We start from the raw sequence: 13,627 nt of genomic DNA, 5'->3' as shown, positions 1-13,627 counted from the left end.
CGATGCCCTGCAATCATGAGTCAACAACGATCGATTGAATCGCCTAGGCTTCCGTCGATCATTCCTCCAGCACTCTTACAGCTTCGCTGAATACCAGCAAAGGACGTTACCGTCGTGAAAACGCTCATCATTGACGATTCTTCTGCGATGCGCAGGATCATTTCGCGAACGATGAAGTCGATTGGGTTTGAAATCGTCGAAGCGGGCGATGGACGCGCTGGGTTAGAACTCCTAGCTGAACACAATCAAGACATCGAGGTCATTCTCGTTGACTGGAACATGCCCGTCATGAATGGGCTCCAATTCGTCGAACGCGTGCGTGCCAACGAGGCAACAAAGCACCACAAGCTCGTCATGGTCACCACAGAAACCGAGTCCGTTCGCATGGCGCGTGCTCTACTCGCTGGCGTCGACGAATTCATGATGAAACCCTTTACTCATGACATCTTGGTTGAAAAGTTGCAGCTCATCGGAGTGCAATCACCCATGCAAGAACCCACCTAAAGACCGCTTTGCGATCGACCTTGCGACGCTCTGATGACTGCCCTTTGCATCTGTCCTTTGTCTTTGTCTGCTATTGACTCGATGAATCAACTGAAAATCCTAATCTGCGATGAATCGTCAATCATGAGGCGGTTGACGAAAAAAGCGCTCGAGGCAGATGCGCGGATCGCAGTTGTTGGGGAAGCGGAAAGCGGCTCCCATGCGATTGAACAGATCGCTCAACTACGCCCTGACGTGTTGATTGTAGATGTTGCGTTAAAAGACATTAGTGGTCCCAACGTTGTGCGTCGCATCAGATCGGAGCATCCTCATTTGCCGATCATCATGCACGGTCGAATGAACAGCCGCAATGCGGAGTTAAATCTGGAATCCATGTCGGCCGGCGCGAGTGATTTTGCTGCCAAACCCAGCGCCACCCGCCCCGCAGAAATGGTGCTGGCCCATGTACAAAGCGAACTGCTGCCCAAAGTCATCAAGCAAGGCAACTTGGCAACTCGCGATTCACAAGCCTCAGCAACTGCGCTGCCAAAAACGGCCTCCGACAACGGACACGTTGCCACTCCCGGCAGTGCTCAGGCGATAAACAACGGCACTCGAATTCCAGCTCAAACCGCCAGCGTAGCCCAGACGCCGCACAAGACAAATGCGGCAGTGGCCTTGAAGCGAGAAACGCCACCGGCCAAGGAACTCACTGAGAGCGCAAAGCTGCAAACGCGCAGTCAACTACAAAAGTTTGAAATCGTTGTGATCGCGGTCTCCACCGGTGGCCCTCAGGCGCTGCAGTGTCTCCTGGAAACCTTGCCCAGCGCCATGCAGACTCCGATCCTGATCGTCCAGCACATGCCTGCAGAGTTCACACCGCTGCTGGCCGAACGACTGACCCGACAAGCCAAACGCACGGTGGTTGAAGCGACTCAAGGCCAGGTGGTGCAAGCCGGATTGATCGCGATCGCGCCAGGTGACTATCACATGAAAGTGGTTCGCGATGGCGTGCAAGTCAGTATCGATTTAGAGCAGTACGACCACATCAATAGCTGCCGCCCTTCGGCTGACCCGCTGTTTGAATCTGCGGTCAAAGTGTACGGCAAAAGTGTCTTGGGAGTTGTCCTCACAGGCATGGGCCGTGATGGCGCCGACGGAGCCCGAGAGATCAAGGGCAGCGGAGGATTGGTGTTTGCCCAAGACGAGGCATCCAGCACTGTCTGGGGAATGCCTGGTGAAGTGGTTCGTCGAGGTCTCGCAGACAAAGTGTTGTCCATTGATCAGATGGCCGGTGAAATCTTCGCCTCCACCGGCAGTGTCTTCCAAGCCCTCAAACAGTCATAGAACACGGTTCACGAAATGCCTCTGGCAACTCCTGATTTCGAATTTCTGCAACACTTGGTCGCCAAGCGATCAGGGAACGTGATCGCTCCGCGCCAACAGCAAATGATTGAGCAACGATTGCAGAAGGTATTGGTCAGCACGGGCCTCGATAACGTCGACACCTTGATGACTGAATTGAAGGGCACTCGCGGCCACACGCTTCAGGACCGCGTGGCCGAAGCCATTACGGTGAACGAAACAAGCTTCTACAGAGACGCTCACTTGTTTCAAGCCATGCGCACCTACTTCATTCCGGAAGCCATGCAGCGCAATGCCGCAACGCGCACCATCCGAATCTGGTGTGCCGCTGGCTCCAGTGGCCAAGAACCCTACAGCATGGCAATGGTCTTACGTGACCACTTCCCCCAGCTCGACCGGTGGAATGTAGACATCTTAGTTACGGACTTAAGTGAGGAAATGCTGGAACGATCGCGAAATGGAATCTACTCTCAATTAGAAGTCAACCGCGGCCTGCCTGCGAGGGACCTTGTGCGATTCTTTGATCGCCGAGGAAGTCGCTGGCAGGTGAAAAGCGAACTGCGTTCCATGCTCCGACATCAGCGTCTGAACTTGATCGACCCGTTCCCACCCATCCACGCGGTCGACATTGTTCTGATTCGTAATGTGCTGATCTACTTTGATCAGCCCACGAGGCAAAGCATCTTAAACCGTATTGGCAAAGTACTAACTCCCAATGGCCACTTGTTTATCGGCTCTGCCGAAACCATGATCGGCATGAACCTTCCCTACGAGAGGAAAGTGATAGATGGCACCGTCTGCTACCAAACCTAACGATGACAGCCAAGTGAACATGCCGATTGAAACGGCAGATGTAGACCAAATGGTCGAAGATCTGTTTTCAATCATGCTCGGTATCCCCGCACTCCAATCGCCCCCCAGTGCTGACGGGCCTGGCGAAGACGCGCTGCAAGCAACCGTACGCATCTCCGGACAGTGGAATGCTGAAGTCAAGGTTGTCGCCAGCATGACGCTGATCGAACGCATCGCCTCCACCATGTTTAGCATTGACCTGAACGAGCTGGAAGAAGAAGAAAAAGTCGATGCACTCGGCGAAGCGGTGAACGTGATCGGCGGCAACGTTAAAGGTGTACTCAATGGTGACTGTAATCTGTCACTCCCCTGTGTCGGAAAACCCTTTGACAATGAGTGCCCCAATCGTCTGATTGCCTCCTATGATTGTGAGCGTGAACCCCTGATCATCGAACTAAGTGTTTGGGACGGACAACAAACTTGATCAGATAGCTCGCTCATTGGATTACTTCTCGACCTCACAGGGAACCCAAACAGGGGATCATCATCGTGAAAATATTAATCGTTGACGACAGCAAAGCCATGCGACTGCTTGTGTGCCGCGCACTGAAGCAGCTCTCCATCGGCGACTACGAGACCGTCGAAGCCAGCGATGGCGTTGAAGGCTTGGAAAAAATCGCCTCCGAAGAACCAAACCTCGTGCTTTCTGATTGGAACATGCCCAACATGAATGGCATCGAAATGTTGCGCGAAGTTCGCAAAACAAATAGCGACCTGAAGTTCGGATTCATCACTTCCGACAGCAGCCCCGCGACCCAGCAAACAGCTTCCGAAGCCGGGGCGAACTTCGTGGTCACCAAACCGTTCACGCCCGAATCGCTCCAGCGATGCATCGAGCCCTGCCTGACTTAGAGAGCCTAACTCAGCGGAGCCTAACTCAGCGGAGCCTAACTCAGCGGAGCCTAACTCAGCGGAGCCTAACTCTGCGGAGCCTGACTTGGTGGGCCTTCCTCAGTGAGCCTCGCCCAACGGGCTGGCATCGCATGTGTGCATAGCACTTGAACTGAGCCACCAACGCTCAGTGAAGCCGATAACATCTCCCTTCACTGATTACCCACGCACTCCCGAATTAAGAGAACAACATGAGCAACACGGCCCACCTGCCTAGTATCGTTGAAGCCAGTGAATTCTTTGGCAGCCTGTACGGACTGGATGTTCACGGCAATGAAGTCTCCGGCCAAGATCCACAAACGATCATGGCCGTGGCGACTTATGTTGATGACGAAGATCAGCCTGCGGCTTACTTTGGCTGCGACATTGCCAGCACCTGCATCCTGGGCGCTGCCTTGACCCAAATCCCGCTTGGCGGCGTTCGCGACGCCATTGAATCGGGCGAAATCAGTCAGAACATCAAAGACAATCTCTGTGAGGTTCTGAATATTGCGGTGAACCTGTTTGCCAATCCTGGCGGACAGAGGATCGTGCTACGCGACGTTCTGTTCAACGATGACTGCCAACCCGCACGCGACGCCATTTCCGCCGGCGGCCTGATCTCGGTCAAACTGGATGTTCAGCGTTACGGTGACGGCATCGTGTTCATGCGCTAGAAAACCGCTGGAATGGAGTGCTGACAAACACTGCATTCAGAGACACACTCAGACGCGCCAAGTGGTCATCATCGATCGCTTGGCCACTGGCCATCCAGCGCCAAGAGACCGAGCGACCTTACTGTATCACCCAGCAAGCTCACCCAGCAAGCTCAGGCTTCGATCATCGCCACAGATTCTTGATCAGCCTTCTCCGCCAACCCCCTTCTCGATAGGGGATTGATCTTGCACCGGCAGCCAGCCAGTGCTACAAGCGATGATCGCTCGGGCAGGTGCCCGACTTCCCAAGCTAGCGCAACGATTCGCAAACTTCAATGGATCGTTTGAAGCTTTGACGTTGATTGATTTTGTATCGCTCATGGATGTCCAACAAACAACACGTTTGCTATTCATTGACGACAATCTTCGAGATCAAGGTGGGCACTATTTTGAATTGGCCACACAGCTGCTCGATGGTGCCAACCAGCTTGGCTACGCGGGCGCCATTGCGACCCACAAAAGCTTCGCGACTCATGCGCCTCAGAACTGGCAGCATGACCTGCAAACGCCATTCAACGTGCGGCGCATGCTGCGTTGGTCCCTGGGCGTCGATGGGGCTTCAACCGTTGAACGAGATTTCGACGGCGCGGTCCTGACCGGCGATCGTTCAAGCCTGGGGCAGACAGCGCGGCAATACGCTGCAGCGCTCCGAGATCGCACTCGGCTGAAACATCATCCCAAGGAGATGGTGCGGCTCTGGGTCGAAGGCATGAAAGATCTCTTCAAGAACGCGCGTCCAACGATTCACGATCGACTGGTTCTCAATACAGGCGACGACTTCGTGATGCTGGCTCTCGTTCAAGCCTTGCGCGAGACCTCGGTGCCTCCACTGCCCATCCATGTGATCTTTCATTTCTCACTTTGCGATCAACCGACACCATCGCGCAACGTGCAGCGTCGCTGGGAAGCCTGGGGAAATCAAGTCAACCGTTGCCTCCAAGCTCTCGTGCCACACACCGTTCATCTTCACGCGACAACGCCGGGACTGGCCCAACAGATCCAACGCGTTGGTGTCGATGTCAGCGCCATCTCGTACCCCACACGCATTCATCGCTCGAAAAGTAAATTGTGCAAGCCAAACGGTTCGGAGCGAATGCGAGTCGTGCTGGCTGGGCTCCCACGGGCTGAGAAAGGCCGCGGCCAGATTCGCAGCTTTCTTGAATCCGTCGCAAGCACAGGATTCGCCGACCAACGACTCTTGGTCTCGATGCAGATGCCAGACAAACGCTGGCAACGCATGGTGCCCGCCTCACTGCACAACGACTATCAAAACGCCAAACAGCAACCGAACGATCAGCCGCCGTCCTGCCCACTGGAGGTCATGACAAACAACCTGTCGACGGCTGCCTACCATGACTGGCTGGACTCTGCTGATGTTGGCTTATTCCTCTATGATCCTCAACGCTACGCAAACCGCTGCAGTGGCGTCCTGCTTGAAATGATGATTCGCGGTGTGCCGGTGATTGTGCCCAACCAGTGCTGGCTAGCCGAACAAGTGGAACTCGCTGGCGGACAAGGTTCCATTGGATGGATGTATGATCAGCATTCGCAAATCCCGGATTTGCTGGATCGCTTCCTGGAAGAGCGTGAAGCAGTCGTGCAGCGCTGTGCGCAACACGCTTCACTGATTGCAGAACGACATTGTGGGCGCAACGCCTTGTTAGAGATGGGCATCACCGATCGATTGCACACGCAGTCTCTGGTTGCTTAGCCCCCACCCTCGCTGGCACCTGATTCTGCCAGCGCCATGCTGCAGTGCCATGCTCTTAGAAACCAAGTGAGTCAACCAGGCGATGCTGGCTGGCTTGAATCCATTGGGCTGGTTTGTGCACGCCTCGCTGGCAGGAACGCCAGACAAGCGACCATGCACAGCGCCGGCATCGCGGGGCCTCGCATTCGCAGATTGCTCCAGTAGACCGCGTGAACGGCGGTGAGTGTTAGACATAACAGCCACACGGCGATCCACTGCCGCTGGAACAAGGCTTTGCGATGACGCACAATGGCGTACAGAACCAGCGCATAGACAACAAGGTACCAAACAACAACGCCCGCGATCTTGATCGAGAAGCCCGGCGGGCGTTTCAGTGGCAAGGGACTCCACAACCGCATCGCTCGCACCACTGCGGAAGTGACAAACGTGACTGGTCTTCGGCGAATCGTTGCTTTGGCCGCTTGATTGCAGTCCTGGTCATCAGTGACTTCATCGATGAATGCAGGCGTCTCAAGGGGCGTCTGTTGCCAATCGGTTTCCCAGAATTCGGCGGCACGCATCTGGCCCACAAAGCGGTGCTGATAAGCATCCAAGAATGGCTCTGCATCCCAGGGTGGGCCAAGTACTGCGCGGGCGGGACTGGCATCAACATAGTCATAGAACGACTCATTGTTCGCCAGCAAGATCGTGTATCCGCCATGCGTTGTCGCCCAAACCGGGGCGCCTAAAACCCATTGATTGCGCGCCGTCCAGGCCGCCAGAATGACCAGCACCGGCAATCCCATGACCACGGGCTTGACCAAGACGTCACCGGCCAGAAATCCCCGCCAAGCCGCCTGGCCAGAAGTGTTTTGGCCCCGCCAACAAAGCACCCAGAATGCCGAGATCAGCAGAGCGGCCCAAACCAAGAATGTTGGCCGGCACAAATAAGCCAGCCCCAGGATACAGCCAACAGCCAATGGCCCGATCAGCCCTGGCGTTTTCTGTTTGCTCGTTAACTGTGACCACAGAAAGATCACGATTGCGACCAACATCGCCGCCATGGTTTCAGTCATGACCAGCGAGGACTGCTGCAGCAGAATCGGATCCAGGCTAACCATCATCGTAGCGGCAAGAGACAAACCAGCGTGACCTGTCACTGTTTTCATGGCAAAGAAAATTGCCACCACGGTCAACACTGCCATGGTCAAATGCAAACAGGCCACTGCGAAGACTGACAAGGCACCGTCTTTGACCAACAGAGACAATACAGCAGGATACAACGGCGGCCGGAATGCCGTTGGCTTTGGTGAGCCCAGCTTTGGTGGGCCCAGCTTTGGTGAGCCCAGCGAAGCCAATGCATTCTCGGCGGCGGCTTCGGCTTTGCCCTCCAGATCGCTGCTCTCAACTGGAACTGCTGGCAGCAACCCGTATTGCCCCGTCTGTTGCAAGCACAGTGCGATGGCTCGATAAGCATCAATGTCCTTTTGAAACGGTTCGGGAGCGACCAGCAGGAAACCGCCTCGCACCAGCAAGCAAAAAAGGATCGCAACAATGACCAAACGTTTATGCATGAATCAGACAGAAAAAATGATGAAGCCACTTGGCTTGCTAGTTTACCTGCAATCGAGTCATTTGAAGACAAGTTTGACCGACAGAGGCCAGAAATGAAGGCAACCGCCGCTTGACGCCCATCCCTTTGTGCATTAACCCTGATGCCAATGCATCCATTCATTCGAACGATCGTTACTTCTCGGTGGCTGGGAATCTGCTTGGCGGTGGCCCTTTGGGTGATCGCCTACCCCATTGCTCAGCAACTGAAGTCACAGCGCAGCGTGACCACGCTGTTCGCTGCGCACAACCCACTGCTGCGTGACTACCAGGACATGAAAACCTGGTTCGGCGACCAAGATGTGCTGATCCTGATGTATCGAGACCAGGACCTAGCCAGTCAAGCGGGCATGGAACGCTGCCAAGCACTGGCGGAGCGTTTAGCAACCATTCCCGATGTCGCCTCGGTTTTGACTCCCCAGCGGTTGAATCAACTGGCCGAGGAGAGTTCTAAAAACCCGCTGCAGTTGCTCACTGGTGCATCAACGCCGGAGCCCAATGCCATTCCACGTCTTCTGCGAGGCGACGACCCAGCGGCGGTGGAATTGGAAAAACTGTTTGCTGGCTACACGCACTCAGCGGACTATCAATATGCCGCAGCCGTGGTGATTGCCAACACGGATCAAGAAGGCCAAACGCTGCAGGCGCTAAATCAGGCAGTGCAGTGGTGGTCCCAACAACCAGGGGTGAGCGAAGTCTCTCTTGTTGGCGAGCCAGTCCTGGTTGAACAGGCGTTCAGCTTGGTGGAAACCGACGGCGCCTCGCTAGCGATCATCACGATTCTGTTATTGTCGCTGGTGTTGCTGATCGTGCTATGGGACTGGCGATTGGTCATGCTAACCACGTTAGTGATCGGTTGGTCGATTGTGGTGACACGTGCGTTGATGGTCATGCTGGGGATCTCGCTGTCGTTGATTGCTTCTATCATGACAGCGATTGACACAGTGGTGACCGTGACGGCGGTTGTCCATCTGGGGGTACGTTATCAATCTCGCCGCCGCCGAGGTGATTCCGTTCGCCAAGCGATGTTGGAAAGCTTTCGCTGCTTGGCGCTGCCAATCTTTTGGACCTGTGCGACTGACGCAGCCGGCTTCTTTGCCTTGGGTTTCTCCGAGATCCTTCCAGTCCAAGAGTTTGGCTGGATGATTGGATTCTCAGCGATCAATGTCTGCTTGGCGTTGCTATTGATCGGGCCCACCTGCTTGTCGCTTCCTGAATTCCCATCGGCTCGCCAATCGCCCCGCTTTGCTGGTGGGTTAGCGGCTCGATTGCGAACAGCCAGTGGGCTGATCGCATCGCGTTGCGTGCGTCACTACCGCTTGATTGTCGCTGCGGGATTGGTGCTGATGGGCTTGGCCGTGCTGCTGGTTGCCAATGGTGAAACAGAAAGTAGCTTCTTGCGAAACTTTCGCGCCGACAGTTCGATTGCCCAAGACTATGGCAATGTCGAAGCAAAGCTAGGAGGCGCCGGCGTTTGGGACTTGGTGCTCGACGTCCCCTATCCGGTGACCGACAGCATGCTGACCAAGGTTGATCAACTTGAACAACAGCTACGTGAAGACTTGGCTGGCCCCAACGGGCTAACCAAAGTGATCAGTGTTGCCGACGCAGCGCAAGCATTTGGCCAGTCCAGACTAGGCAGCTTGATGAATGGAACAGCGCGAATCGAAGCGATGCGGTTGCGATTGCCATCCTTCGTCGGAGCGTTGATCTCAAAACCTCTGGCGGCAAACGGCGTCCCCGATGACACAAAGAACCGCTGCAAACTGCGAATCATGTTGCGTTCCAGCGAAGCACTGACAACGGCTCAGAAGCAAGCTCTGATGGCAAGCGTTGCCAGCATCGCCAACGAGCACCAGGCGCAATGGGCTGCGGATTCCAACTGGACTGCCAACGCGGCACCACTGATCACGGGTTATTACGTGATGATGACCGAGTTAGTGGACCAGTTGATCGCCGACCAATGGAGATGCTTTGGAGTGTCGGCAGCATTGATCTGGATCTTGATGGTGTTGGCAAATCGCAGTCTGCGTTTAGCATCCGCGGCGCTACTCCCTAACCTGCTGCCGGCATTCTTGGTGCTAGCAGTGACTCTGCTGGTTGGCGAAAAGGTCAACATGGGCGCGGCAATGATCGCTGCGGTATCAGTCGGGCTTTCGATTGATTCCTCGATTCACCTGATGTCACATTACCGGCGACGTCGCATGACCGACAGACCTGTTTCGGTGGTCGTTGTCAGCGCGGCGCGACAAGTCGGAGTCGCAGTGTGTTTGTCGACCCTAGCCTTGGTGGTCGGCTTTGGTGTTCTGGGGGGCAGCGAATTCATCCCCACCGCGACGTTCGGCACCTTGGTGGCCTGCACACTGGTTGTGGGAACGGTGATCAATCTGAGCCTGTTGCCCGCTTCGATTCGGATGATGGATCGCGACCAGTAAGTAAGCGACGGGGTATTCTGCTGTAAATTCGTCGCGTTCGCCAAGAAGTCATGCAATCAGGGGAGCGAAGATTGGTCGGCGAATTTATACTGCTACCACACCAGGCACCTAGGCACGCAGCGAGTCGCGGCCTTGGACGCTCTGACCATTCAACGAATCACACGTATCAGAATTGGGATTCCGTATGTCGGCTGAAAGCAACCATGAGTCCACAGCAGAGAGCAGCGATCACTCTGCACCAGCTAGTGATGAGCACAAGTACGCAGTCAAACCAAGTGATACGGACGGCATGCCTGGCGGGATCCCGTACATCATTGGAAATGAAGCCGCCGAACGATTTAGCTTCTACGGAATGAAGTGCATTCTCGTCATTTTCATGACGGACTATCTGCACTGGATGGGCAGCTCTGAAGGGCTGAGCATGTCCAAAGCCACGGCGATTCGCCACTATCACGATTTCACCGCGGCAGCCTACTTCTTTCCCATCTTCGGCGCCTTGCTTTCGGATATTTTCCTAGGCAAGTACCGCACCATCTTGTCGCTTTCCATTGTTTACTGCATTGGTCACGCGGCATTAGCCTTTATGGGGACTCCGCCGATAGAAGCGTCATGGTGGCTAGCCATTGGCCTAACACTGATTGCGATCGGGTCGGGGGGCATCAAGCCTTGCGTCTCGGCTCACGTCGGCGACCAGTTTGGTGAGCGAAACAAGCATCTGCTGACCAAGGTTTATCAATGGTTCTATTTTAGCATTAACTTCGGATCCTTCATCAGCACACTGCTGACTCCCTGGATGCTGCAGAAATTCGGCCCACACTGGGCGTTTGGCATCCCAGGTGTCTTGATGGCCTTGGCGACGCTGATGTTCTGGATGGGACGCAACAAATTCGTCCACATCCCCGCCGGCGGAGCGAGTTTCATTCGCGAAACGTTTAGCCCCACCGGTATTCTCGCCATCGCCAAGCTGATGTGCATCTTTGTGTTTGTCGCCGTTTTCTGGGCCCTCTTTGACCAGACAGGATCCTCCTGGGTCTTGCAAGCGAAAAGCCTTAACAAGACGTGGCTGGGATTCACGTGGCTAGAATCGCAAATTCAGGCCATCAACCCCATTCTTGTCCTGGCCTTAATCCCAGTCTTCCAGTTCGGAATCTATCCAGCAATCGACAAGGTGTTCAAGCTCACACCGATTCGCAAAATCAGTCTCGGACTCTTTGTCATGACCGGCGGTTTCTCGATCGTGTCGATGCTACAACAGGCGATTGATGCTGGTGCCGAGCCATCAATCGGCTGGCAATTCTTGGCCTACGCAGTGCTGACCGCGTCAGAGGTGATGGTCTCCATTACCTGCCTGGAATTCGCCTACACCCAGGCTCCCAAGACCATGAAATCTGCGGTCATGGCTGTCTTCCTGTTCTCCGTCACCCTGGGCAATGTGTTTACATCTCAAGTCAACCGTTACATCGAAACGCCCGCCGTCAATGCCTTTGTTGGTGGCCTGAAGTTTTCAAAGCTGAAGGTTGGAGAAGAGGTCTCGAACAAACACTTTGCCGGTGTCAAGAAAGACGACACCACCTTCGTCGTCCTCGGACCCGATGGCAAGGAAGGCACGAGCGATGACGTGATCGTGACATTCAACGAAGAAAATGGTGTCGACAAAGTCACCAGCGAATGTGAACCGTCGCTGCAAGATGCTGCGGAAAAGATCAGCACTGCGTTCTTTGCCAACAATCAAACGCTGCCAAGTACCGAAGATGGCGCAGCCATCCTCGACGGGATAACCGACGCGTACGGCAACCCGATCCAATACCGGACCACCTCGCGAGACACCTACCAACTCGACTCTGCAGGAGCGGACAAGGAAGAAGCCACCGCGTGGGACCAAATCCTAACGGGCACCATCAGCCGAGTGGCTAACTCAACCGAATCGGAGCAGGATCCCAATGCATTTAGCTGGCTAGAACGCAAACAAATTCGCGTCCGCGGCGGCGGCGATGCCAATAAAACCGAAGAGGTGATGAAAGAGCTTCGCGCTGCTCGAGGCGGGGGGAAGGAAACAAAAATCAGCACCGATTACGCGGTTGGAGGAAAGCTGCTGCTCGATGGTGCCGCATACTTCTGGTTCTGGACCAAATGCATCTTTGTCACCTCATTACTCTTCATCCCTGTTGGTTTCTTCTATCGCGAAAAGACCTACATCCAGGGGGATGATGACATCGAGGGAGCGCCCCGGGAAGAAGTTCAGGCTGAGGCTGAACACTAAACAGCTGGGCGAGACGGGCCCATAACGCTCGAGCCAGATGATCACGCACTCAGGCTCGCAGCGATGAAAGATCCATTCCCAGGCTCTCAATGCCTGGGAATGACAGTGCAACCAGCGAATCGGACACGAGTTGCTTTCCTGAAGTGACGCAACGGCTAAATTGACTCCAAGCCGATCACCCAACGAATCGCATAGTGAGTCAGCGCTGACGTTGACTCCAATGACAGCTTCTTCTTGATTCGTTCACGGTAACTGTCTACGGTCTTTGGCTTGATACCGATGTAGCGAGAGATCTCGGCGGTGCTCTGGCCGGATCCAATCAACTCTAAAACCAACAGCTCGCGATCCGATAACGCATCCAGTGGTCGGACCGGCGCATCCTTGTCACTCTGATAATGCTCCCAAGGTCGATCGGGATGTGGCAGTGGAGCCGACTCGATACATTGACCAATGACGTTGTTTGAAGGCAACTCAATTTGATCTACAAAATCTCCTACTTGCTCGTTCGCCACTTCATCAATGGTCTTGATGAAATGATCCGGCAGTGATGTCTTGCTGACATACCCATGAGCTCCAGCAACAAGACATTGCTGGGAATAGCGATCATGGCTTCGGGGCGAGGAAGCAACGATCCGGGAATGAGGTGCCTTCATGCTTAAATGCGTAATCGCATGCGTGCCGGAAGCATCGGGGAGATTCAGTCCCAATAAAATCAGATCTGGATGAGCCTCCTCCATCAATTGCTCGGCATGTTGCAGACTGCCAGCACTACCGAACACGAACCAGTCGCTACGGTCAACAAACAGCGCCGCAATCCCTTGTCGGATAATCGGAAACGCATCGAGAATCAAAATAGATTTCATAGCAAGGCTTGTTTAGCGAGGTTTGAAAAGCGAGATTTGAAAAGCAAGCTGGATTAAGACCTAGGTGTCCGCTCTGCAGAGGGGCTTCATGATTTTTTTTCAATTGCAGTAATGTTCCTACATACAGACATGCGGGAATCACTAAAATTCCACTCGTTGCCTGACTCGTCAGGTAACCGGCGAATCGGCCGAATTTGCCCCATTCGGCCCCATTTGTCGTCAACTGTCCCCTGCAGGAATATTGCCCCATTCCTGCGGGGGCTTTTTTATGCGCCGAACGTTGCCTGACAAATCGACCAACAGATCGTAGGAACCGATTATCCGGCTAATTGCGAACCGGTCGCAACAGAAACCTCTACCATCAGGGCTTGGAATTCGATTAAATTCCCCCAGCCTATCGGCCAGACGCCAAAAACCCCCTCTGCAGAGTCATTCAAAAATAGTTCACAAGGCATTCCCTGCTCTCTGAAAGCAACGCAGAC

At 54.6% G+C, this 13,627-nt stretch carries 11 protein-coding genes; 9 read left to right on the top strand and 2 right to left on the bottom strand.

What is annotated here, in order from left to right; all coding sequences use genetic code 11:
* Positions 1–114 precede the first annotated feature (114 nt).
* From SV7mr_RS01345 to SV7mr_RS01315, 7 genes are all read left to right on the top strand, one after another.
* Entirely contained in the window at positions 115–504 is a 390-nt protein-coding gene (locus SV7mr_RS01345; protein ID WP_145268505.1) for a response regulator, read from the top strand.
* An 81-nt stretch (positions 505–585) separates the two neighbouring features.
* The gene (gene cheB, locus SV7mr_RS01340) at positions 586–1,830 is read left to right on the top strand and encodes a chemotaxis-specific protein-glutamate methyltransferase CheB (RefSeq protein ID WP_419187954.1); all 1,245 of its coding nucleotides are present in this window, start codon (positions 586–588) and stop codon (positions 1,828–1,830) included.
* Positions 1,831–1,845: 15 nt separating this feature from the next.
* Entirely contained in the window at positions 1,846–2,661 is an 816-nt protein-coding gene (locus tag SV7mr_RS01335; protein WP_145268501.1) for a CheR family methyltransferase, read from the top strand.
* Positions 2,636–3,124 (top strand): chemotaxis protein CheX, encoded by a 489-nt coding sequence (locus SV7mr_RS01330; RefSeq protein ID WP_145268499.1) that lies wholly within the window; start codon positions 2,636–2,638, stop codon positions 3,122–3,124. Before SV7mr_RS01335 ends, SV7mr_RS01330 begins: the two co-directional genes overlap by 26 nt.
* Positions 3,125–3,189: 65 nt before the next feature.
* Positions 3,190–3,552: a response regulator gene (locus SV7mr_RS01325; RefSeq protein ID WP_145268497.1), complete on the top strand. Its 363-nt coding sequence runs from the start codon at positions 3,190–3,192 to the stop codon at positions 3,550–3,552.
* A 230-nt stretch (positions 3,553–3,782) separates the two neighbouring features.
* Positions 3,783–4,247 carry a hypothetical protein gene (locus tag SV7mr_RS01320; RefSeq protein WP_145268495.1) on the top strand — a complete coding sequence of 155 codons (465 nt, stop codon included), beginning with the start codon at positions 3,783–3,785 and terminating at the stop codon, positions 4,245–4,247.
* Positions 4,248–4,605: 358 nt separating this feature from the next.
* On the top strand, positions 4,606–5,997 hold the full coding sequence (locus tag SV7mr_RS01315) for a glycosyltransferase (RefSeq protein WP_145268493.1): 1,392 nt from the start codon (positions 4,606–4,608) through the stop codon (positions 5,995–5,997).
* A gap of 71 nt (positions 5,998–6,068) precedes the next feature.
* On the opposite strand, the gene SV7mr_RS01310 is transcribed toward SV7mr_RS01315, so the two are convergent.
* Positions 6,069–7,550 carry a glycosyltransferase family protein gene (locus tag SV7mr_RS01310; RefSeq protein WP_145268491.1) on the bottom strand — a complete coding sequence of 494 codons (1,482 nt, stop codon included), beginning with the start codon at positions 7,548–7,550 and terminating at the stop codon, positions 6,069–6,071.
* Between the two features lie 141 nt (positions 7,551–7,691).
* On the opposite strand from SV7mr_RS01310, the gene SV7mr_RS01305 reads away from it, so the two are divergent.
* Positions 7,692–10,022, top strand: coding sequence for an efflux RND transporter permease subunit (locus tag SV7mr_RS01305; RefSeq protein ID WP_145268489.1), 2,331 nt, complete (start codon positions 7,692–7,694; stop codon positions 10,020–10,022).
* 184 nt (positions 10,023–10,206) lie between these two features.
* Entirely contained in the window at positions 10,207–12,282 is a 2,076-nt protein-coding gene (locus SV7mr_RS01300) for a POT family MFS transporter (RefSeq protein WP_145268487.1), read from the top strand.
* Between the two features lie 155 nt (positions 12,283–12,437).
* Here SV7mr_RS01300 and SV7mr_RS01295 read toward each other — a convergent pair whose 3' ends face one another.
* Positions 12,438–13,145: a response regulator gene (locus tag SV7mr_RS01295; protein ID WP_145268485.1), complete on the bottom strand. Its 708-nt coding sequence runs from the start codon at positions 13,143–13,145 to the stop codon at positions 12,438–12,440.
* Positions 13,146–13,627: the final 482 nt, after the last annotated feature.

This window comes from Stieleria bergensis (assembly GCA_007745635.1).
Taxonomy (GTDB): domain Bacteria; phylum Planctomycetota; class Planctomycetia; order Pirellulales; family Pirellulaceae; genus Stieleria; species Stieleria bergensis.
The sequence above is the reverse complement of the archived record's forward strand: the minus strand, read 5'-3'. Positions and strand labels throughout refer to the sequence as shown.